Source organism: Weizmannia agrestimuris (genome assembly GCF_943193165.1).
In the GTDB taxonomy this organism is placed as follows: Bacteria; Bacillota; Bacilli; order Bacillales; family Bacillaceae_C; genus Weizmannia; species Weizmannia faecalis.
On sequence record NZ_CALPDC010000001.1, the window covers coordinates 224,713 to 246,225 of the forward strand.

21 protein-coding genes are annotated in these 21,513 nt (G+C 48.6%); 17 read left to right on the forward strand and 4 right to left on the reverse strand.

Translation table 11 applies throughout. The features are described from left to right. Window positions 1–99: 99 nt before the first annotated feature. From NFR98_RS01075 to NFR98_RS01095, 5 genes are all read left to right on the forward strand, one after another. Window positions 100–954: an MBL fold metallo-hydrolase gene (locus NFR98_RS01075; protein ID WP_026683479.1), complete on the forward strand. Its 855-nt coding sequence runs from the start codon at window positions 100–102 to the stop codon at window positions 952–954. Between the two features lie 77 nt (window positions 955–1,031). After that, a complete protein-coding gene (locus NFR98_RS01080; protein WP_014098421.1) occupies window positions 1,032–1,493 on the forward strand; it encodes a CBS domain-containing protein in 462 nt (153 codons plus the stop codon). 67 nt (window positions 1,494–1,560) lie between these two features. Continuing rightward, on the forward strand, window positions 1,561–3,090 hold the full coding sequence (locus NFR98_RS01085; RefSeq protein WP_017550812.1) for an FAD-dependent oxidoreductase: 1,530 nt from the start codon (window positions 1,561–1,563) through the stop codon (window positions 3,088–3,090). A gap of 213 nt (window positions 3,091–3,303) precedes the next feature. Further along, a complete protein-coding gene (locus NFR98_RS01090) occupies window positions 3,304–4,098 on the forward strand; it encodes a 3D domain-containing protein (RefSeq protein ID WP_014098419.1) in 795 nt (264 codons plus the stop codon). Between the two features lie 237 nt (window positions 4,099–4,335). Beyond that, entirely contained in the window at window positions 4,336–6,501 is a 2,166-nt protein-coding gene (locus NFR98_RS01095; RefSeq protein ID WP_035185002.1) for a DNA topoisomerase III, read from the forward strand. Here NFR98_RS01095 and NFR98_RS01100 read toward each other — a convergent pair whose 3' ends face one another. Together NFR98_RS01100 and NFR98_RS01105 are read right to left on the reverse strand one after the other, a co-directional pair. Further along, window positions 6,502–7,863, reverse strand: coding sequence for an amino acid permease (locus tag NFR98_RS01100; RefSeq protein WP_035185000.1), 1,362 nt, complete (start codon window positions 7,861–7,863; stop codon window positions 6,502–6,504). Between the two features lie 72 nt (window positions 7,864–7,935). Beyond that, the gene (locus tag NFR98_RS01105) at window positions 7,936–8,568 is read right to left on the reverse strand and encodes a LysE family transporter (protein ID WP_061087346.1); all 633 of its coding nucleotides are present in this window, start codon (window positions 8,566–8,568) and stop codon (window positions 7,936–7,938) included. A gap of 168 nt (window positions 8,569–8,736) precedes the next feature. On the opposite strand from NFR98_RS01105, the gene NFR98_RS01110 reads away from it, so the two are divergent. The 10 genes from NFR98_RS01110 (at window position 8,737) to hisIE (ending at window position 17,325) form a co-directional block, all read left to right on the forward strand. Beyond that, complete coding sequence (locus tag NFR98_RS01110) at window positions 8,737–9,684, forward strand: magnesium transporter CorA family protein (RefSeq protein ID WP_014098415.1); 948 nt, start codon at window positions 8,737–8,739, stop codon at window positions 9,682–9,684. A gap of 861 nt (window positions 9,685–10,545) precedes the next feature. Continuing rightward, window positions 10,546–10,893 (forward strand): CHY zinc finger protein, encoded by a 348-nt coding sequence (locus tag NFR98_RS01115; RefSeq protein ID WP_014098414.1) that lies wholly within the window; start codon window positions 10,546–10,548, stop codon window positions 10,891–10,893. 95 nt (window positions 10,894–10,988) lie between these two features. Beyond that, window positions 10,989–12,113, forward strand: a complete 1,125-nt coding sequence (locus NFR98_RS01120) for an ATP phosphoribosyltransferase regulatory subunit (protein ID WP_251459526.1) — start codon at window positions 10,989–10,991, stop codon at window positions 12,111–12,113. Continuing rightward, window positions 12,110–12,730: an ATP phosphoribosyltransferase gene (gene hisG / locus NFR98_RS01125; protein WP_014098412.1), complete on the forward strand. Its 621-nt coding sequence runs from the start codon at window positions 12,110–12,112 to the stop codon at window positions 12,728–12,730. The genes NFR98_RS01120 and hisG overlap by 4 nt, the downstream gene beginning before the upstream one ends. Continuing rightward, entirely contained in the window at window positions 12,727–14,010 is a 1,284-nt protein-coding gene (gene hisD, locus NFR98_RS01130; RefSeq protein ID WP_014098411.1) for a histidinol dehydrogenase, read from the forward strand. The genes hisG and hisD overlap by 4 nt, the downstream gene beginning before the upstream one ends. A 5-nt stretch (window positions 14,011–14,015) precedes the next feature. Continuing rightward, a complete protein-coding gene (gene hisB, locus NFR98_RS01135; protein WP_026683474.1) occupies window positions 14,016–14,603 on the forward strand; it encodes an imidazoleglycerol-phosphate dehydratase HisB in 588 nt (195 codons plus the stop codon). After that, window positions 14,600–15,211 (forward strand): imidazole glycerol phosphate synthase subunit HisH, encoded by a 612-nt coding sequence (gene hisH / locus NFR98_RS01140; protein WP_014098409.1) that lies wholly within the window; start codon window positions 14,600–14,602, stop codon window positions 15,209–15,211. The genes hisB and hisH overlap by 4 nt, the downstream gene beginning before the upstream one ends. After that, the gene (hisA, locus tag NFR98_RS01145) at window positions 15,208–15,912 is read left to right on the forward strand and encodes a 1-(5-phosphoribosyl)-5-[(5-phosphoribosylamino)methylideneamino]imidazole-4-carboxamide isomerase (RefSeq protein ID WP_035184991.1); all 705 of its coding nucleotides are present in this window, start codon (window positions 15,208–15,210) and stop codon (window positions 15,910–15,912) included. The genes hisH and hisA overlap by 4 nt, the downstream gene beginning before the upstream one ends. Then, entirely contained in the window at window positions 15,909–16,670 is a 762-nt protein-coding gene (gene hisF / locus NFR98_RS01150) for an imidazole glycerol phosphate synthase subunit HisF (protein WP_014098407.1), read from the forward strand. The genes hisA and hisF overlap by 4 nt, the downstream gene beginning before the upstream one ends. After that, on the forward strand, window positions 16,660–17,325 hold the full coding sequence (hisIE, locus tag NFR98_RS01155; RefSeq protein WP_026683473.1) for a bifunctional phosphoribosyl-AMP cyclohydrolase/phosphoribosyl-ATP diphosphatase HisIE: 666 nt from the start codon (window positions 16,660–16,662) through the stop codon (window positions 17,323–17,325). Before hisF ends, hisIE begins: the two co-directional genes overlap by 11 nt. A gap of 63 nt (window positions 17,326–17,388) precedes the next feature. Here hisIE and yedF read toward each other — a convergent pair whose 3' ends face one another. Further along, window positions 17,389–17,631 (reverse strand): sulfurtransferase-like selenium metabolism protein YedF, encoded by a 243-nt coding sequence (gene yedF / locus NFR98_RS01160; protein WP_014098405.1) that lies wholly within the window; start codon window positions 17,629–17,631, stop codon window positions 17,389–17,391. A 16-nt stretch (window positions 17,632–17,647) separates the two neighbouring features. Beyond that, complete coding sequence (gene yedE / locus NFR98_RS01165) at window positions 17,648–18,883, reverse strand: selenium metabolism membrane protein YedE/FdhT (protein WP_026104543.1); 1,236 nt, start codon at window positions 18,881–18,883, stop codon at window positions 17,648–17,650. 157 nt (window positions 18,884–19,040) lie between these two features. Between yedE and rarD the strand changes: the two genes are divergently transcribed. Both rarD and NFR98_RS01175 read left to right on the forward strand, forming a co-directional pair. Beyond that, window positions 19,041–19,994 (forward strand): EamA family transporter RarD, encoded by a 954-nt coding sequence (gene rarD, locus NFR98_RS01170; protein WP_052123288.1) that lies wholly within the window; start codon window positions 19,041–19,043, stop codon window positions 19,992–19,994. A 213-nt stretch (window positions 19,995–20,207) separates the two neighbouring features. After that, a complete protein-coding gene (locus NFR98_RS01175) occupies window positions 20,208–21,506 on the forward strand; it encodes a TrkH family potassium uptake protein (RefSeq protein WP_014098402.1) in 1,299 nt (432 codons plus the stop codon). The last annotated feature ends 7 nt before the right edge of the window (window positions 21,507–21,513 follow it).

Below are 21,513 nucleotides of genomic sequence, written 5' to 3' on the forward strand. Positions count from 1 at the left end.
GGTTTTGACTGCTTTTTCGGTTGATGATAGGAGGTTACGGGTAAGGCTTTCGAGAAACGGGAAAAGATAAATAGAAGGAAAATGAAAGAAGGGGATTTTATGGACAAAGACATTCATCACCCGTTTGGCCACCGGGTCATCCCGATGACTTCGATTGAAAGCGGAACAGGCAGGGAATTGCTGCCGGATATCTATTGCCTTACCATCCAAATTGTCAATGTGTGCCTGATCGGCAGGGCCGGAACCAATGCATTTGTCCTCGTGGATGCCGGCATGCCGGGTTCTGCCGAAGCGATATTTTCAGCCGTGCGGGCACGCTTCGGGGAAAAGGCAAAACCAAAAGCGGTTTTACTGACGCACGGCCATTTTGACCATGTCGGAGCGATTGCGCCATTATTGGAAAAGTGGGACGTGCCGGTTTTTGCACATCGATTGGAGTTGCCCTATTTAACCGGGCGTGAAACGTATCCGGATCCCGATCCGTCCGTTGAAGGCGGCCTGCTGGCGAAGATTTCCATGATTTATCCGAATGAACCGGTTGATCTTGGCCATGCTGTCCAGCCCCTTCCCGAAGACGGGACGGTCCCGTTTTTGCCGGGCTGGAAATGGATCCATACGCCCGGCCATTCGAGAGGGCATGTGTCGTTCTTCAGGGGAGCAGACAGCGTGTTGATCACGGGGGACGCATTTATCACCGTCAGGCAGGATGAATTTTGGAAAGTGCTGGTGCAAAGGCAGGAAGTAAACGGGCCACCGCGCTATTTTACAAATGACTGGAAAGCGGCCAAACGCTCAGTTGAAAAATTAGCTGCTTTAAAGCCGGAAACTGCTGTTTGCGGCCACGGGATCCCGATGTCTGGCTCCGGCTTGAGGAAAGGGCTTGAGGACCTTGCATCCAGATTTGATGAAATCGCGCTCCCGGATCACGGGAAATACGTAGATGGCACACAATAGGCGGTTTGTTCATTGCTTCCTTCCCCGCAAAGGTTTACAATAATTTGTAAATGGATGGATATAAAGGGGCGAGAAAATTGGAAGTCAAAGATTTTATGATCCGGGATGTTATTACGGTAAAAAAAGAGACAACGATCCGGGAACTGTTAAAGGTGCTTGCCCACCACCGGATCGGCGGCGTACCGGTCGTGGACGCGGAAGGAAAGCTGCTCGGTATGATCAGCGACGGGGATGTCATCCGCTTTTTGCAGCCAAAGGCACGGACCGTTTACGATTTTTATATTACGATCGTGGTAAATGAGCAGGAAGACTTTAATGAAAAATTGGTGCACAGCCTGGACTTCCCGGTGGAAAAGATTATGAAACGGCGGGAACTGTATACGGTAAGGCCTGAAGACGATTTTGAAAATGCGCTCAGGATTCTGGCAAAACACCATTTTAAAAAGCTTCCGGTCGTCAATCAGGCAGGGCGTGTTGTCGGCGTCATCTCAAGAGGCGATATCATGCGCCAGATTACGGATAAATTGCTCAACAGCTAAATCGCAATGTTTAGACCGGCCTCCCCGGGGAAGACTATACATAACAGTCTTTCGGGGAGGTCAAATCATGAACGGAACTTCAATGCCGCAATCTCCTGAACCGTTGTGGCGCAAAACGGTCACGATGCCGCAATTTCCATCGTTAACGCAGGATATGGAAGCCGATGTGGCCGTTGTGGGTGCCGGAATGGCCGGGATTGTAACTACCTATTTGCTGGCAAACGAAGGGTATAAAACGATCCTGTTTGATGCCGGATCCATTGCAAATGGCACAAGCGGGCATACGACGGCAAAAATCACCGCACAGCACGGGCTCATTTATGATGAATTGATCCAGCATATAGGAAAAGAAAAAGCATCCCTTTATTACAAAGCAAACGAAACAGCTGCATCGTTCATTGAACAAACGATCCTGAAGCACGGGATCCGCTGTGATTTTTCGCGGCAGGATGCCTTTCTCTATACCAATTCCGATGCATATATTGAAAAACTGGAAAAAGAAATGCAGGCGTATGAAACCCTCGGCATCCCGGGAGAATGGATCGGTTCGCTGCCGGACGGGATTCCCGGGAAAAAAGCGGTGAAAATGGCCGGGCAGGCACAGTTCCATCCGCTTTCGTACTTAAAAGCACTGATTGAATATTTAATGGACAAAAATGTCCCGATTTTTGAACAAACCACTGCGAAAGATATCGATTTTGGCAGCCCATTAAAAATCAAAACGGAAAAAGGGCATACCATGACGTGCAAATACATTTGCATCTGTACACACTATCCTTTTTACAATGCGAAAGGCTTGTATTTCTCAAGAATGTATCCGGAACGTTCGTACTTGCTTGCCGTGAAACCTGTAAAACCTTTTCCGGGCGGCATGTACATTAATGCGGAGCAGCCGTCGCGTTCATTCCGGGAAGCGGAAGGAGCCGGGGAAAAACTGCTTTTGGTCGGCGGAGAGAACCATAAAACCGGCCATGGGGAACCGGAGATCCGCCACTATGAAGCATTGCAGCAATTTGCAGAAGAAACATTCGGAATAGGGGCATTCTGCTGTCGCTGGTCAGCCCAGGATATGACCACATTAGATAAAATCCCTTATATCGGCCCCATTACCAAAAATGAAGAAAGGGTCATGGTCGCAACAGGGTTCCGCAAATGGGGGATGACCGGCACCCATCTCGCCGCCATGCTGATGCGGGACCGGATTATGCAAAAAGAAAATCCTTATGCCGGTATCTTTTCCCCGCAGCGTTTTGAAGCGGATCCGATGGTCAAAAAATTTATCTCGGCAAATGTCGATGTTGCCGGGCAGCTCGTCAAAGGAAAACTTGACATGCGGAATCAATCTTTAGATGCGTTAAAAAATGACGAAGGGGCCGTTGTCCGTATCAATGGAAAGCGGGCAGGCGCCTACAAAGACCAGGACGGGAACATCTATCTGCTTGATACGACGTGTACCCATATGGGCTGTGAAGTGAAATGGAACTCGGGAGACCGCACATGGGACTGCCCGTGCCACGGTTCGCGGTTTGCTTGTACAGGCGAAGTGGTAGAAGGGCCGGCGAAAGAACCGCTGAAAAAAATCGATCAACAGGACTAAAGTGCTGCAAACACCGCCGCAATTCGACGGTGTTTTTCTGCTTCTATGCGCGAATTCGTGACTTTATGCCTATGTTACAAATTTTTCACGGGATTACAAAGAAGCGTTTTTGTGTAACCAAATCAACATTTTGCCGTTATCCGCCTGTTAAATCCGTGTGTTAGGATTTACGGTGTTGGCACAAAAGCCGGCAAAAAGAGGAGGTTACAATTTATGAAAAAAGCAGTATCAGCACTTGCAGCTGCGGTGACAATCACAAGCGTAATGGCTGTCAATGCACAAGCCGCAGCGCCGGATACTTATACCGTAAAACCGGGGGATACACTTTGGGGGATCTCTCAAAAATACAATACATCCGTTAAAACATTAAAACAAAATAACCAACTTTCCACCGAAATGATTTATCCTTCACAAAAGTTAACCATTTCCCCGAAAAACGTTTATGTCATTAAAGCCGGTGACACGCTGTCGGATATCTCGAAAAAATACGGCGTGCCGGTTGAACAAATAAAAGAATGGAACGATCTGTCATCGGATGTCATTTTCCCGCATGATCAAATCGTGATTCGTTCCAATCCGAACAGCAAAGTGACAGTAAAAGAACGTGCAGCGGAAGTTTCCGTCCAGCCGCAAACAAACACGGAAAATGCAAAAGTGGACGTGAAAAAGCCGACCGTGCACGTGGAATCTTCCAAAGAGGCGGCTCCAAAACCGCAGGGAAAAACGATGACCGTCACCGCGACCGCTTATACAGCCAATGATCCGGGCTGCTCCGGCGTTACAGCGACCGGCATCAATGTTAAAAATAATCCAAACGCAAAAGTGATTGCCGTCGATCCGAACGTGATTCCGCTCGGTTCAAAAGTATATGTCGAAGGGTACGGGACCGCTGTTGCAGGTGATACGGGCGGCGCCATTAAAGGAAACCGTATCGATGTCCTCGTCCCGGATTCAGGAAAAGCCGCCAACTGGGGGCGCCGTACGATCCAAATCACCGTGCTGAATTAATGGGCGCACGGATGGTGATCCGGTACTTGCACCCGAAACATTCAACAGGCACAGCAAAACAGAAAACAACCATTTAGGAAGTGACAATGAACGATGGGGGAAATACCGCATTTTGAAACGCCGCCCGGCCGCGTAAATCCAGTGGAAAAGGATTTACCCGGCCGGGCGTTTATTTTTTCTTGGCAGCGTGTGAAAAACATTGTAAAGTAGAGCTAGAAAAAGAAAGGAGTGATCTGTTTGTCTTTTCCTTTGATCATCGCTGAAAAACCTGACCAGGGGCGCACCCTTTGTTCGGTTTTTCCGCATGTGAAACGGGAGGGGTATATTGAAATCCGGCCGAATGAGATCTTCCCGGAAGGCGCTTTCTGCACATGGGCGATCGGCCATTTAACCCAGCTCGTCCCGCCGGAACATTACAATCCCGCCTGGGAGCAGTGGAAACTGGAAACGCTGCCGATTCTCCCGGAAACATTCAAATATGAAGTGGCAAAGTCAAAATACAATCAATTTCAAATCGTCAAAAAACTGGTAAAAGACGCGCGTGTAACAAATATTATTCATGCAGGCGATGCCGGCCGCGAAGGGGAACTGATCATCCGCAACATCCTTCATTTGTGCGGCGCCAAAAAACCGCTCCGGCGTCTATGGATCTCGTCTTTAACCCCGCAGTCGATCCGGGAAGGGTTCCGCCATTTATTACATGATGAAGACACCCGCCCTTTGTATGATGAAGCATACGCCCGCGCTTGTGCAGACTGGCTGGTTGGCATGAACGCCTCCCGTGTCTACAGCCTGCTTTTAAGGCAAAAAGGCATGCGCGATGTCTTTTCGGTCGGTCGCGTCCAGACACCTACGCTCGCTTTAATCGTAAAAAGGGAGCTGGAAATTGAACATTTTAAACCCGAACCGTTTTGGGAAGTCACCGCAATGTTTCAATTTGATGACAAACAATACGAAGGCAAATGGGTGAAAGATGGCGAATCGCGTTTGAATGACCCGGCCATGGCAGCACGGATTGCCGCATTTTGCCGCCAAAAACCGGCGGAAGTTGCAGAATTGAAAAAAGAAAAAAAGGAATTCCAGCCTCCGCTGTTGTTTAACTTGTCATCTTTGCAGGCAGCCGCGAACAGGGCTTTTCAATTTCCACCGAAAAAAACGCTTGATCTTGTCCAATCCCTCTACCAAAAAGGGATCGTTTCCTATCCCCGTTCCGATTCCCAATACGTGACAAAAGGGGAAGCCGAAACTTTTCCCGGTATTTTGGAAAAACTATCCGCCTGCCCGGAATATGCTCCGTATTTCCCGCTTCCAAAGCGTTCCATCCTTCAAAATAAGCGTTATGTAAATGAGAAAAAGGTTTCCGACCACTACGCGATAATTCCGACCGAACAGGTTGTGGCACCAGGCAGTCTTCCGGACGGTGAGAAAAAAATTTATGATATGATCGTCCGCCGCCTTATTGCTGCCCATTACGGCAATGCCGTTTTTCATTACACGACGGTGAAAACGGTCGTGGATAGCCGTGCAACATTTCTTTCCAAGGGCACGCAAATGGAAGCGGAAGGCTGGCGCAAAGTCATTTTTTCGAAAGAAAAGGAAAAAGATGGAATTTTGCCGGATGTAAAGCAGGGGGAAAAAGGGGTTGTCATCGATACAAACGTCAAAGAAGGCAAAACGCAGCCGCCGAAACGGTACACGGAAGGCCAGCTCATCACGCTGATGAAAACGGCCGGAAAATATATTGAGGATAGGGAACTAGAAAAAGTCATGGCGGAAGTGGAAGGGCTCGGTACGGAAGCAACAAGGGCCGGCGTCATCACCATTTTAAAAGACCGGAAGTATATTGAGGTGAAAAAGAATCAGGTCTATGCCACTGATAAAGCGAAAGTGCTCATCCGTGCCATTGGCGGCAAAATTCTGGCTTCTCCGGAAATGACTGCAAAATGGGAAAAACGGCTCCGCGAAATCGGGAGGGGGGCGGCAGAAGCAGCCGCTTTTATGGAACAGACGAAAAAGCTGTCCAGAAAAATTGTGCAAGATGCTGTTCAGGCAGCGGCCGAATGGGATTTTTCCGGCTTAAAAACGGATGACATTAAAAGGCCGGAATCAAAATATACCATCGGGAAAAAAGCCGGCAAATGCCCGGTATGCGGCGGCGTCATTGTGGACAAGGGCGATTTTTACGGTTGCAGTGCCTATCGGAAATCAGGCTGCACCTTTACGCTGTCAAAATCGATCCTTGGCAAGAAAATCAGCCTGGCCAATGTAAGGAAACTGCTGGCCGGTGAAGAAACAAACATGATCAAGGGATTCCGAAAAAATGGCAAAATCTTTGATGCAAAATTGAAATGGGAGGACGGGAAACTCCGGTTTATTTTTGCAAAGCAACAAACCGGCCGTTGATTATTCAGGGGCCGGTTTGTGCGAAGCTTGTTTTTTCTTTCGGCTCACGAAAACGGCAATGGCAATGATGATCACCATGACGATGAAACTGGCATAAAACCCGGGGCGAATTTCTTTTTCCGCCAGTGTCCCGCTGATCGCAAGCAGCAGGAAAAGGATACCGGCTATGGCCGTGATTTTTCCGCCGCCGTTTAGTTTTAAGACGCGAAAAGCCGAAAGGATAATAAATAGCCAGTTCATCAGCAGCAAAATCCCGGCTGCTGTTGTAATGTATTCATAAATTTTCCCCGGCAGCAAAAGGGCTGTAATAATGGAAAGAACCAGGCCGCAAGCCGCAAGCCCGAGCGAAGGAAGCGGAAGGTTTTTCCATTTTTTTATTTTTTTGCCGAACCATTTTGGCGCATCCCCGTCATTCGACAAGGTTACGAGCAAATTGGTAACCCCGAACAGCGCGGCCGTCATCGTCGAAAATCCGGCAATGATAATGGCGCCGTTAAAGACGTGGGGGAAAAAGGTGAGATGATAGTCCGCCATTGCCTTGACAAACGGACTTTCTTTATCATTAAAAGCCGTATAGTGTTCCATTGTGACGGCAAGCCCGAGCGAGACCACGTAAATCATCGTTAGAACGACTAGCATGATCGATCCGGCTTTCGGCGCATCTTCTTTGTTTTTCAATTGCATCGCCATCAGCCCGATCACTTCAATGCCGCCAAACGCATAAAACGCATAAATGAGCGAAGCCCAAAAGCCTAACGCGCCATGGGGAAAATAGCCGTGGAGACCATTAGGGAGGAACCCGCCCGTTCCCCGCCCGCCGTCAATCCAACCAAAAAGGGCACAAAAGGCAAGCAAAATAAACATGATGATGGCGGCCGTTTTGATGACAGCGAGAATATTTTCCACCTTATCAAAACCTTTTGTGCCAAGCAGGACAACAACAATGGAAAGGGCTGCGTAAATGGCGGCCAGTATCCATAACGGCACCGTATGAAACCAGAATTTTGTTAAAATGGACAATGCGGTCAGCTGGCTCCCCATAATAAGCACATTCGAACACCAGTAATTCCAGCCGCAGCTGAATCCTGCCCAGTTGCCGTAAGCTTTTTTTGCATAATAACAAAACGAGCCTTCGTGTGGGTCGCGTGCCGTCATTTTCGCAAGCGCGCGGAAAACAATATATGTACCGGCGGCCGCAATCAGGAATGACAACACGAAAGAAGGGCCTGTCGTTTTGATCCCGATACCCGATCCGAGAAAATAGCCGGTTCCGATCGTACAGCCGACACCGACAAGCGAAAGCTGCCACCATGTCAGGTTGCCGTTTTTTGTCGCTTTAGATGGTTGCTTCTGGTTGCCCATCCCGGTTCCCTCCTTTACCTTACATACTGTTTGATAAAGCAGGCCGGTTTATGTACAAGTCCTTGATGCTTCTTAAGACAGAAGCGTTTTGATCCCCTGCACGCCGAAATACAGGCCGAATCCGATTAAAGACGCGCCGGAAGCGAGGGAAATGATTTGCAGTGTCCGGTGATTGAAATAGCGCCGGAATCCGCCCGTCAAACCGGCGATGAACACATCCCAGATGGCAAGTCCCACAAAAATCATGCTGCTGTATGCCAGCAACATGCCCGTCCCGTAATGGCCGGCGGTTTTGGCAAGGACAGACCCGTATATGCCAAGCCAGAACAAAATGGATAAAGGACTTGTGATCGACATGATAAATCCTGTTAAAAAGCATGCGGCAAGCGGATCTTTCTTCCGGTATAAATCAACGGTGATCGTTTTTGAGCTGATTACACTTTCCACGCCGGTATAAATGAGGATAAATCCGCCAAACAGCCAGAGAAAGACCTGCACCATTTCAATATTTAAAAACCGGACAAGCCCCAAATACACTGCCGCCATAAAAATGCCGTCCGTGATCATCGACCCGGTCCCGACCATCCACGCATGCCAAAAACCGTTTTTAATACCTTTGTCAATGCGCGCGGAATTGACCGGTCCGATCGGCGCAGCCAAAGAAAGCCCGAGAAACACATAGCCGGCAAAAAGGCCGATGTCCACATCCCCCATCCCTCCCGCGGAAAACTTGTACATTTTATGCACGGGCTTGCCTTTTCATGTATGCCATGCTTTGACAAAGCGTGTTACCCGTTCGCTTTTCCGCCACCAACAGTGTTTGATACAGCAGGCAAGCGGGAATAAAAAAGGGAAGAGAAAGGGGGAAGACGTTTGTTACATCTGTATAAAAACAAGGAAAACAACTGGAAATGGTATCAGCTGGAAAGTGCGGATGAGAAAGAAATCGCACGGATTATTGATGAAAACGAGGAATGCAAAACATGGATTAAAAATATAAAAAATGATGATACAAACACTTTAAAGATTGATACAACCCAAAATGACCGGCCGTTTGTCGAAGGCTCGCTTATTTTTGACCAGCACACGATCAACCGTGAGGAACATGATATGTTTCACTTTTACATCACCGAAAAAACGCTGTTGACGGTAGATCTTGATTTTTCCAAGCTGAAAAATACGGAAATCGAAAAAGTCATCGGGCAGATGGCCTATTCCCGCAATGCCATTGAGGCATTTTTTATTATCATCGGCGCGATCGTAAATAATTACCTAGATAAAATAGACGAATTTGAAATTAAATTAAACGAACTGATCTGGGAGATCCAAAAAAGGAACAATATTGACACGCTCGATAAAATATACGAACGCCGCCACGAACTGCTCGTCTGCCGGAATTTGATGATCCCGGTGAAAGAGATATTATACGGCATGCAGGAAGGATTTGGCACTGATATTTTGGAATACCCGCAAGTCCGGCAAAGGGTCATGAAAATCGAAAGATGCCTTGCGCTTTTGCAGGATTACCAACAGGAAATCGATACGCTGCTCAAAGTGGAAGAAGTGGTTTCAGGCCACAGGGGAAATTCGATTATGAAAACTCTGACCGTTTTAACGACGCTGTTTACCCCGATTTCCGCCTGGAGCGCCTTATGGGGCATGAACTTTAAAAACATGCCGGAACTCTCCTGGCGCTACGGCTATATTGCAGCGCTCGGCCTGATTGTCGTAAATACCATCCTGCTTTATATCTATTTGTACCGGAAAGGATGGACAGGCGATATTTTAAAAGGGAATAAGAAAAAATCATTATTTAAATAGCCCTTGCTGAACGAATCCGATTCTGAGTTTGTACCCAATTTGTCAGTAAGTTCTAGAAGAATCCATCTTTAAAAATACGATTCTGTCTTCTCTATACATTGAATCAGCTTTCAAGTGCAAGCTTTTCTCTGGATTTTTATAACACCCTTGCATCTAAATTTTTGCCAAAGCTGTCAGCATCCTTGCCAGATCTAGGAATTTTGGTTATTTTTGCAAGCCCTATGTTAAGAAAGCCTGGAAAATTGACGGCCTTTCTTCACATAGGACTCGTCTACGTTAAGGAAGCAAGCAAAAACGAGGCTCTTCCTTGACATAGAGCCCGTCTATGTTAAGGAAGCGTGGAAAATTGGTGGCCTTCCTTAACATAGGGCGCATCTACGTTAAGGAAGCAAGCAAAAACGAGGCTCTTCCTTCACATAGAGCGCGTCTACGTTAAGAAAGCGCGAAAAAACGAGGCTCTTCCTTCACATAGAGCGCGTATATGTTAAGGAAGCGCGAAAAATTGACGGCCTTTCTTCACATAGAGCGCGTCTACGTTAAGAAAGCGTGAAAAAACGAGGGTTTTCCTTCATATAGAGCCTGTCTACGTTAAGGAAGCGTGGAAAATTGGTGGCCTTCCTTAACATAGGGTGCGTTTCAAGTGCAAGCTTTTCCCTGTATTCTTTATAAAACCCTTGTATTAAATTTATGCCAAAGCTGTCAGCATCCTTGCCAAATCTAGGAATTTTGCTAATTCAGCAAGCCCTAAATAGCCCTTTTCCGGCTCGGGACTGCCAGCTTTTTTGCGCCCGTTTCATTGATGTGAAAGCCAAATTCCTGTATGTTAAAAACAAAGAAAAAATTTCAAAAGGAGCGTTTCCAATGAAAGTGTACGGCCCGGTGGTAGATGATGAGACGCGCTGCATCCATTATGCTTCTCCGTTGGATGTCGTAGCCATCCGTTTTAAATGCTGCGGAAAGTATTATCCGTGTTATCAATGCCATGAGGAAGCGGAAGCCCATCCGATCGAGCGGTGGGAAAAACGGGAATGGGATACAAAAGCGGTTCTTTGCGGTGTCTGCAAGCATGAAATGACGATCCGGGAATATATGGGGGCAAGCGCTTGCCCGCATTGCGGCGCGCCATTTAACCCCGGATGCGCCGCCCATTATCCGCTCTATTTCCAAATCGACCGGGACAAGCCGGCTTGTCAAAAATTTTCACCTTGACCGCTTTTCTGAAATATGGTATCTTAAATGCAATCAAATCCTTTAGTGTATTAGAGTACTAACATAATAAAGAGAAAGTACAGGATGTGAAACCGATGTTTTTACCGGAAGGCAGCCAGGATGAAATGGGCACGGTTGTCAAAAACCGCGCAACCGTGTTTGAAATGTTCCGTCGCACGGCGGAGAAGCGGAATTATACGGAAATCTCGACACCGCTTGTTGAGTACGCGGATACGTTTACAAATGAAAAGGTTGGCATGAAGCTTCAAAATATGCTGAAATGGTTTGATGGCCGCGGCCAGATTGAAGTTTTGCGCCCGGACTGGACCACCTCCATCGCAAGGGCGCTTTCGCAAAAACCGTTCCGGGCGTGTAAATGGGCTTACCAGGGTTCAGTGTTCAGAATGGATACCCCCGGCCTTGAGAGCCGCCAGGTCGGGATCGAAATGGTGGACCTGCCGGAACTTTTAGGGGAAGGTGAATGCCTGTTTTTTGCCCATGACTTTTTTAACAGGCTCGGCGTTACCGGGGTGATGGTGGAGCTTGGCCATGCCGGTATTTTTGAGGAACTGGTCGCACGCCTGAATCTGGAAGACGGCCAGGTTGACCGGTTAAGAGGGGCCATGCACGATAAACGGAAAGATGAAGTATTCGAGATTGCAAGTTTAAGCGGCAATGCAAAAATTGCCGCGGAACTGGCGGGACTTGTGGATGCGTACGGTCCGTTCGAAATGATCCGGACATTTCAGGAAAGATGGAAAACGGAACCGGCACTTTCGGATATGCTTATTCATATCGAAAAGCTTGGTAAAATTTGCATGGCTGTCGGAATGGAAGACATCATGATTGACCTTGGCCGGGTGAAAAATCTGCCCTATTATACCGGCATTTTGTTCCGGGGATTTTTAAAACAAACCGGCGCTTCCTGCTTTTCTGGCGGGCGGTACGACAAGCTGTACGAACAGTTTCACCGCCAAACAACAGCTGTCGGCATTGCTTTTGACGCCGATATGCTGGCTGAGGAACTGGTTCAGGAAGAAAAACCGGAAAAAATCTGCATCATTGCCGGGGAAGAAACGCTTGCGGAAGCAGAAAAGCTGCGGGCTGCATACGACGGAAAAATCGTGGATATCCGTTTCGCGCCGCCTGCAGAAGGCGAATTCAGTAAGGTCCTCAAGTTTAAAAATGTGGGCGGCCATTGGGAGGCGGAAGAAATTTGACGATCAGCATTGCCCTTACAAAAGGGAGAGTGGAAAAACAATTTTTGCAATATTTAAAGTCGCGCGGCTTTCATGTTGAACCGCTCGTTGAAAAAGGGAGAAAACTCCTCGTTGAAACGGATGCATTCACCTGCATTTTCGTAAAAGGCTTTGATGTTGCAACATATGTAGAGTACGGCATTTGCGATCTTGGCATTGTCGGGGAGGACATTTTGGCGGAAACGCATCCCGATGTTTTCGATTTAATGCCGCTTCCGTTCGGGAAATGCCGGTTTGCCCTTGCAGGTAAACCGGAGGCTGTCCGCCATCAGCGGAAACGCCGGATCGCAACCAAATACCCAAATGTGACCGAGCAATTTTTCCGCGAAAAAGGGGAATCTGTGGACATCGTGAAACTCGAAGGCTCCGTTGAACTCGCGCCGATCGTTGGCCTTGCTGATGCAATTGTCGACATCGTGGAAACGGGTAACACATTGAGAGAAAACGGGCTTACCGTCATAGAGGAGATTCAGCCGGTCACAGCGCGGCTGATCGCCAACCGGTCGGCGTTAAAAATAAAAAAGCAGGCAATCTGGCCGTTTATTGAAAAACTACAGGGAGAAGGGGTCGCAAAATGATACGGGAATACACAAAAGAAGCATTTGCCGAAACGTTTTTGCAATCGAAAAACAAGAGCGGCGTGCATGATGAAGGCGTGCTGCGCACCGCGAAGGAAGTGCTGGAAGACATTCGCTTAAATGGGGATGCCGCCGTGAAAAAATATACCGCCAAATTTGACGGGGAAGTGCCGGAATCGTGGGAAGTTTTACCGGAAGAACGCAAACAGGCATGGCACGAAGTCCCGCAAGATGTGATTTCCGCCTTGCAAAAAGCAGCGGAAAATATTCGCCGTTTCCACGCGAAACAGCTGCAAAACTCCCGGATCATGGAAATGAATGAAAACATCATTTCAGGCCAGCTGTTTCGGCCAGTGGAAAAAGCCGGGATTTATGTGCCGGGCGGGACTGCCTGCTATCCGTCATCCGTTCTCATGAACGCAATCCCAGCTGTCCTTGCCGGCGTGGAAGAAGTGATCATGGCGACACCGGCGAGAAACGGCACGAAAATTGCACCGGTTTTATCCGTAGCGGCCGATATTGCCGGTGTCGGGACCATTTACAAACTTGGCGGCATCCAGGCGATCGGGGCGCTTGCATACGGCACGGAAACGATTCCTAAAGTCGATAAAATTGTTGGCCCTGGGAACGCATATGTCGCTGCCGCCAAATCGCTCGTATATGGCACGGTCGGCATCGACATGATCGCAGGCCCGTCGGAAGTCGCCATCATTGCCGATGAAAATGCTAATCCAGTATATATAGCAGCCGATCTGATCGCCCAGGCCGAACACGACGAACGTGCAAGAACGTTTTTGTTCACCACCTCACAGAAACTGATCAATGAAACAAAGTCGGCACTTGAAAAACAGCTTGTTGTCCTCCCACGCCGCGACATCGGGGAAGTGTCCATCAAGATGCAAAGTGCAGCCGTGCTTGTTGAATCGATAGATGAAGCCTTTGCACTTTCGAACCGGCTTGCGCCAGAACATTTGGAAATCCAGGTGGAAAATCCGCTCTTGCAGCTCTCAAAAGTGAAAAATGCCGGCTCCGTTTTTCTCGGAGAAAACACGCCGGAAGCCATCGGCGATTATTACGGCGGCCCGAACCACATCCTGCCGACATCGGGAACGGCGCGGTTTTCTTCCGGTTTGTCTGTTGACGATTTTTATAAAAAAATTACGTATTTATATTATGGTGAAAAAGCTTTACAGCAAGCGGCGCCGGATGTGATGGCGATTGCTACGGAAGAGCAGCTCGCCGGGCATGCGCGGGCGGTCCAAAAACGGGTGAAAGGGTGAGTGCGTTGCGGAAAGCGGCAAAAAGCAGAAAAACAAATGAAACATGTATTGAGATTGCCGTCAATCTGGACGATCCGGCGGAAGTGAAAGTGGATACGGGTGTTGGATTTTTTGACCATATGCTCGAACTGTTCGCGCGGCACGGGCGCATCGGACTTGTTGTAAAAGCGGAAGGCGATTTGCATATTGACAGCCACCATACCGTCGAAGACACAGGGATTGTGCTCGGCCAGCTGGTACGTGAAGCGCTCGGCGATAAAAAAGGCATCACCCGTTACGGCTCCGCTTATGTCCCGATGGATGAAGCGCTCGGCTTTGTCGCCCTCGACATCAGCGGCCGGCCTTTCCTGCATTTTGAAGCGGAATTTGAAAACCCGAAACTCGGCAATTTTGACACAGAACTTGTGCGCGAATTTTTCCAGGCGTTTGCGTTCCAGGCGGCGGTTACTCTTCACGCCAGGGTGCTGTACGGCGAAAACACCCATCACAAAATCGAATCGCTGTTTAAGGCGTTGGGACGGGCGCTTCACCAGGCAGTGGAAGTTGACCCGGAAATCAAAGGCGTCAATTCGACAAAGGGGCTGATAGAATGATCGCAATTGTCGACTACGGCATGGGTAATATTGCAAGCGCCTCGAACGCTTTCCGTACGCTTGGGCTTGAGGTTGCCGTAACGGACGACCCGGAAAAACTCGCTGCCGCCACCCACATCATCCTGCCCGGCGTCGGTGCATTTAAAGCAGCAGTGGACGAAATTGAAAAGCGCGGGCTGCGGCCGGTTTTAACGGAGCTTGGGAAGAAAAAGCCGTTTCTCGGCATTTGCCTCGGGATGCAGCTGTTATTTGAAACAGGATTTGAAAATGGTGTTGCGGAAGGGCTCGGCTTTATTCCGGGGACGGTGGAACGGATTCAGACGAATGAAATTTTACCGCATATCGGCTGGAATACGCTCGATGTGAAACCGGGTTTTCCGGCTTTTGCGCCGTTTCAGCATCAACATGTGTATTTCGTTCACTCCTACCAGGCGAAAACAGAGGCGCCGTATATTGTGGCTTCAACCGATTACGGGGCGGAAATTCCGGCCATTGTCAAAAACGGGAATGTGTATGGGATGCAGTTTCATCCCGAAAAAAGCGGCAAAACCGGCATGGCACTGTTAAAAATATTTTTGCAGGAAAGCAGTTTGGAGGTACAGGCATGAGAATTATCCCGGCTATCGATTTAATTGGCGGAAAATGCGTAAGGCTTTACCAGGGGGATTTTAACCAAACGACAGAAGTGTCACCCGACCCGGTGGCACAGCTGGAACGCTTTATTGAAATGGGGGCGGAAATGGTCCATATTGTCGATTTGGACGGCGCAAAGACAGGCCGGCCGGCACAGTTTGAACTGATTGCCTCTTTATGCAAGACTGCCGCCGTTCCAGTCGAGGTAGGCGGCGGCATCCGCAATTTGGACACAGTCCATCAATATGCGGAAATAGGCGTTTCCCGGATTGTGCTCGGAACGGCCGCAATCGAAAACCGGGATTTTTTAAAAGCGGCGGTCGCCGAATATCCGGAGAAAATCGTCGCCGGCATTGATGCAAAAAACGGGAAAGTCGCGGCACACGGCTGGCTTGCTGTTACCGAAATGGATTACATCGGTTTTGCAAAAGAAATAGAAAGCCTGGGCGTTTCGCGCATCGTCTTTACCGATATATCGAGGGATGGCACGATGAAAGGCCCGAACCTTGATGCGTTAAAAGCGCTCATTGAAGCGGTCAGCTGTGACATCATTGCTTCCGGCGGCATCACAAGCGAACAAGACGTGAAAAACCTGGATGCAATCGGCGTCAAGGAAGGCATTGTTGGCAAAGCGATTTACGAAGGCAAAATCCGGCTCAAGGGGGCGGCACGATGATCGCAAAACGGATTATTCCGTGCCTCGATGTGAAAGACGGGCAGGTTGTAAAAGGAACAAATTTTGTCGGGCTCCGCAATGTCGGCGATCCCGTTGAGCTTGCAACATTTTATTCGGAAAGCGGTGCTGATGAACTGGTTTTTCTTGATATTACCGCAACCCACGAACAGCGCGATACGGTCATCAATATGGTGGAAAGGACAGCTGAAAATGTGTTTATCCCGTTTACGGTCGGCGGCGGCGTGCGGACGATTTTCGACGTGACCCGCCTGTTAAAGGCCGGCGCCGATAAAGTGTCGGTGAACTCGGCGGCGATCAAAAACCCGGACCTGATCCGAAAGGCGTCCGACCGGTTTGGTGCGCAGTGTGTCGTCGTGGCGATTGATGCCAAAAAAACTGCGGAGGGGAAATGGACTTGTGTCGTAAACGGTGGCCGCATCGATACCGGAATCGATGCGATTGAATGGGCGAAGGAAGCAGAACGGCTCGGTGCCGGGGAAATTTTACTGACGAGCGTTGATACCGACGGGGTAAAAGACGGCTTTGACCTGGCGCTGACAAAAGCGGTCGCCGGTGCCGTCAAAATTCCAGTGATCGCATCGGGCGGTTGTGGCAAACCGGAACATTTTGCCGAAGTGTTGAAAGAAACAGGCGCTTCTGCAGCCCTTGCCGCCTCCATTTTTCACGATGGCACGTTTACCATCCGGGAAGTAAAAGACATTTGCAGCAAAGAAGGGGTGAACATCCGTGAAGCTTGATTTTTCGAAAGGGCTGATTCCGGCCATTGTGGTCGACGATGCGACGGGGGATGTGCTCATGCTCGCTTATATGAATGAAGAAGCGTACGAAAAAACGCTTGAAACGAAAGAAACATGGTTTTATTCCCGGTCCCGCGGCAGCCTTTGGCATAAAGGCGAAACGAGTGGAAACACGCAAAAAGTAAAATCGCTCCAGGTGGATTGTGATGCCGACACGCTTTTAATCCGTGTTGACCCGGAAGGCCCTGCCTGCCACACGGGGGAAAGGACATGCTTTTATACAAGGCTAGATGAAAAAGGGGAAGCGGTGGAAGCGGAAATTCCCTCCAACCGGCGCATCTTTGACATGCTGGAAGAGGAGATGGAAAGCCGGAAAATCAAGCCGGTTGAAAATTCCTATACCAATTATTTGTTTGAGAAGGGCATCGATAAAATCGCAAAAAAATTTATTGAAGAAGCGGGCGAGGTCATCATCGCTGCCAAAAACAACAGCAAATCAGAACTCATTTACGAAACAGCGGATTTGTTGTTTCATACCTTTGTCCTTCTGTCTAACCAGAATGTCAAACTATCGGAAGTGGAAGCCGAACTGCAGGCCCGTTCTGCCAAAAAAGGCAACAGCAAAGGCGACCGGAAAAAAATCGAAAAATGGTAATGAAAAAAGGATGTCCGGATAAGGGACATCCTTTTTTCATTACTTGATGCCAGCACGGCAGGGTTATTTACAAACGCGGATGTAATAATACAACGTCGTTCCGTCTTTCACTTTCGAGAGCACTTCATGCCCATGCCGTTTGCACGACGCCGGCACGTTAATAAAAGATTGCGGGCAGTCGGCGATCACTTCCAATATTTTCCCGTCTTCTAATTTTTCGATGGCCTCAAGCGTATAAAGCTCCGGATACGGGCATGATTCGCCACGGACATCCAGTGTTGCATCCACAGTAAAATTTTCCGCCATTTTTACCGCCTCCTGATTACGCAGACGTTTTCTTTTCGAATAACGTGCGTTTTGCGTTTATTTTTTTCGTATACCAATTTTCCCGCCATACGATAAGAAGATAAAGGGCCAGCAGAAAAGCGCCCGTACCGAAAAGCGCCCCGCCCCATCCGAATGACGTGACAATATTGACTTCCGGCCATCCTTTGACAAACACATCGAAAATGCCCCAATGATCCCATCCGTATGCCAGGAGGGTTGCCCCAACGATATTGCCGGCGCCGACTGCAAAAAATTGCACTTGCCCCTCTGTAATGCGGTACATCCACCCTGTTTCACAACCTCCGGCAATGACAATGCCAATGCCAAACAGGACGCCGCCGACAAGGGCACCCGGGCTTGCCCAGTGGATAACAGGGGCTTCGCCTTTAAATATGAAAATAGCGGTGCCTGCCGTCTGGATCGCCATTCCCACAATGATCGCTTTTCCGAGCGTGCCCCGCCCGGTCAGCCATAAATCCCTGAGCCCGGAAGTAAAGCAAATTTGGCCGCGCTGGATCAGTATCCCAAATGCCGCCCCGAACAGTGCGGCAAGCCCCAGCATTATTTTACCGGATATGAGATACCAGGCGGCAATCAGCGCGATAAAAAGCAAAACCAAAACAGCAGCATAAAGCTGGTAGTTCCCGTGTTGCGGATCCGGCTGTGTGCTTTTGGCAGCATGCCGGCTGAACGATATTTTTGGTTTTCCTTTAAAAATGGGCAATACGGCAAGTTTGACGCCAAAATAAGTACCGATCGCGGTGCCGGCAATAAAGAACCAGGCGTGGAGAGAAAATTGCGGCAGTCCCGTAAAAAACGCAGCCAAATTGCAGCCCATCGCAAGGCGCGTTCCGAATCCGGCAATGATGCCGCCAATGAAACCCCACACCCAGCGCCGTTTCTGGCGGGGAACTTTCCATTTAAAATTCTTGCTGGCAAGGGCACTGAACAAACTGCCAAGCAGCATGCCGATGACCAGCCATCCGTCTGTCCGGTCCTGCGGCTCTCCGATCAGTTTGATCGCTTTAAAATACGCCCAATCAGCCGTATCGACGCCGAACAGCTGAAGCAAATTCCCTCCCCAGCGGGTAAATTCGCCTGTGACGGCCCAGAGCGTTCCGGTCAGCCCAAAATAAAAAGCAGCAAACACGCCTGCCAACAGTAAGACAATAAAAGGATTCCAAAACCCGCTGAAGTACTTTTCATGGGCTTTTTCCAACCATATACGCATGCCTTTCCGGCCTCCTTCATGAAAAATCATACATTCCCTATTATAGCAGAGTTTTCCGTCGGCACATTGATAAAAGTAAAGGTTGTAAAGCGGTTTGCTTTTTCAAATCTGAAAATAATGGTAAAATAATGAAACATATCATGGGGAAAGGGGGGAGATGGCCCGGGGACGGCGTATACCTGGACCAGCGAAGCAACAAATGGGAAACAATCAAAAAAGCGGGATGTTATACACCTTTTTTGCTTATTTTTTGTGGGGGCTTTTTCCGATTTACTGGAAAATGATTGAGCAGGTGCCTGCTATTGAAATTCTCGCACACCGCATTTTCTGGTCTTTTATTTTTATGATCATACTTTTAGCCTTTTTAAGGAAAATGGGTGATTTAAAAACGAGCATAAAAGAAGGGGTCCGCCACCCGCGCACGCCGCTTTTATTGCTTCTCGCGTCCGTGCTTGTGAGCGGGAACTGGTTTATCTACATATGGGCGGTCAACAACGGGCATGTCATTGAAACAAGTATGGGATATTACATCAACCCACTTGTCAGCATCCTGCTCGGGATGGTCTTTTTGAAAGAAAAACTGAACCGATGGCAATGTCTTGCTTTTCTGCTGGCAGCGTGCGGCGTCGCGATCCAGACGTTCAGCTACGGGCATATTCCCTGGATCGCCATCGGCCTTGCCCTCACATTTGGGTTTTACGGCCTTGTGAAAAAGAAAGTGGACATTGATGCTTTTATCGGCCTGACATTCGAAACATTCTTTGTGATGCCGGTTGCGCTCCTCTACTTACTGGTGATCCAGGTAAAAGGCACGGCATCTTTTGCAACGGTTTCACCGGGATTAACCGTATTGTTAATTGGCACAGGCGTTGTGACGGCAATCCCGCTCATTTGCTTTGCACAGGGGGCAAGAAGCATTTCCCTGACAATGATCGGCTTTTTCCAATACTTGACGCCGACGATGACGCTGATCATGGGCATTGCCTTTTTCAAGGAACCTTTTACGCATGTGCAGCTTTTGTCCTTTGCTTTTATCTGGCTGGCGCTTATCGTGTTTTCCGTTTCCGGTTTTTTGCCGAAGAAGAAATTCCATGTGGAAGAAGTTGCCTGAGGTTGCCATGCCGGAACGGGTTTACTGGAAAAGTTTTTAAATGCATACAAAAAAGCGGCGGGAACCCACCTGGTTTGTCCCGCCGCTTTTATATATGCGGCAACTTGTCTGCTAAAAAAGGTATTTTAACAAATGATCTTTTCGGCCGGCTTTTTTTTAACGGGAAATTTCAGGTATAATAGGGAAGATCGAAGTCACAAGGGAGATTGGTTTATGTCCAGGTTCCAGTTCCGCCCGGCAACGTTTAAAATGGTTTTTTTCATGTATTTGCTGGGCACGGTTATTTTTGCCATTTTGTATTTGCTGCCGGTTTCACACAAACAGCCGTTGCTGCCGGTAGATGCTTTTTTCCTGTCCGCAAGCGCCATTAGTGCAACAGGGCTGTCCACTGTTACCGTTGCGCAAGAACTTACAACGGCTGGAAAAATCATCCTGCTCATCCAGATGGAAATCGGCGGGATCGGCGTCATGGCCTTGGTCGGTGCGCTTTTAATTGCATTGCGGACGAACGCGCCTGTTCCGTCTCAAACATTGATGATTTTTGACCAGAACCAGAACAGCAGCCGTTCGATATCCAAACTGATGGCCTTTATTGTAAAATACACATTAATCGTCGAGACGGCAGGCTTTCTGCTGATTCTGCCGTCTGCACTACAGCACGGCAGCCATGCTTTTGCCGCTTTTTTTCTTTCGGTGTCGACATTTACAAACGCCGGCTTTGAAATTTCGGGAAACGGGCTTGATAATTTTAAAGGCGAACCGTTCGTGCTTGCCGTTTTAAGCTGTATGATCATTCTGGGCGTCCTCGGGTTTGCCGTCGTCATGGAGTTTTTGCAGTCGCGCCGGAAAAAGAAAAGCCTTTATTTCAAAGTAAATGTTTTGATGCACGGCATTTTGCTTTTGGTCGGCTTTCTTTTCTTCTTTTTTGTCGATTTTATACATATGCCGGGGCTTTCTTTTACAGAAAAAATTATCCAGTCCCTTTTCTTCAGTGCGGCGCCGAGAAGCGGGGGGCTGGCATCACTCGATTTGCACGTTTTTTCTTTCCCGTCTCTGCTGTTTATGATCATGCTCATGTTTATCGGCGGGTCGCCAAGCAGCTGCGCCGGCGGAATCCGGACGACCACATTCGCCGTCATTCTTGCCAAATTGTGGTCTGTCATCCGCGGTTCAAATGAGACGCATATGTTCAGAAAGACGCTGTTTGCCGAAGACGTAAACAAAGCCTTTCTCGTCTTTTTCGCTTTTCTTTTTTTGTTCTTTTTCTCTTTTTTTGTATTGTCTTTTACGGAAAAAGCAGCACCGTTTCCGCTTGCATTTGAAATTATGTCGGCGCTGTCGACATGCGGCTTTTCACTCGGGATCACGGCCGGCCTGACGGTGTTCGGCAAAATTTGGCTGGCTTTCCTTATGCTGATTGGCCGTCTCGGGGTGATTATTTTGATCTATACTTTTATGAATCAAAAAAAATCCACAATCAAATATGCAAAAGAATCCATTTTAATCGGTTAGGGGTGGG

What these genes read in the sequence shown, in the direction of transcription:
- NFR98_RS01075 (WP_026683479.1), top strand. Translation starts at nt 100, where the DNA reads ATGGACAAAGACATTCATCACCCGTTTGGCCACCGGGTCATCCCGATG.
- NFR98_RS01085 (WP_017550812.1), top strand. Translation starts at nt 1,561, where the DNA reads ATGAACGGAACTTCAATGCCGCAATCTCCTGAACCGTTGTGGCGCAAA.
- NFR98_RS01090 (WP_014098419.1), top strand. Translation starts at nt 3,304, where the DNA reads ATGAAAAAAGCAGTATCAGCACTTGCAGCTGCGGTGACAATCACAAGC.
- NFR98_RS01100 (WP_035185000.1), bottom strand. Translation starts at nt 7,863, where the DNA reads ATGGGCAACCAGAAGCAACCATCTAAAGCGACAAAAAACGGCAACCTG.
- NFR98_RS01115 (WP_014098414.1), top strand. Translation starts at nt 10,546, where the DNA reads ATGAAAGTGTACGGCCCGGTGGTAGATGATGAGACGCGCTGCATCCAT.
- NFR98_RS01120 (WP_251459526.1), top strand. Translation starts at nt 10,989, where the DNA reads ATGTTTTTACCGGAAGGCAGCCAGGATGAAATGGGCACGGTTGTCAAA.
- hisD (WP_014098411.1), top strand. Translation starts at nt 12,727, where the DNA reads ATGATACGGGAATACACAAAAGAAGCATTTGCCGAAACGTTTTTGCAA.
- hisH (WP_014098409.1), top strand. Translation starts at nt 14,600, where the DNA reads ATGATCGCAATTGTCGACTACGGCATGGGTAATATTGCAAGCGCCTCG.
- hisA (WP_035184991.1), top strand. Translation starts at nt 15,208, where the DNA reads ATGAGAATTATCCCGGCTATCGATTTAATTGGCGGAAAATGCGTAAGG.
- hisF (WP_014098407.1), top strand. Translation starts at nt 15,909, where the DNA reads ATGATCGCAAAACGGATTATTCCGTGCCTCGATGTGAAAGACGGGCAG.
- yedF (WP_014098405.1), bottom strand. Translation starts at nt 17,631, where the DNA reads ATGGCGGAAAATTTTACTGTGGATGCAACACTGGATGTCCGTGGCGAA.
- yedE (WP_026104543.1), bottom strand. Translation starts at nt 18,883, where the DNA reads ATGCGTATATGGTTGGAAAAAGCCCATGAAAAGTACTTCAGCGGGTTT.
- rarD (WP_052123288.1), top strand. Translation starts at nt 19,041, where the DNA reads ATGGCCCGGGGACGGCGTATACCTGGACCAGCGAAGCAACAAATGGGA.
- NFR98_RS01175 (WP_014098402.1), top strand. Translation starts at nt 20,208, where the DNA reads ATGTCCAGGTTCCAGTTCCGCCCGGCAACGTTTAAAATGGTTTTTTTC.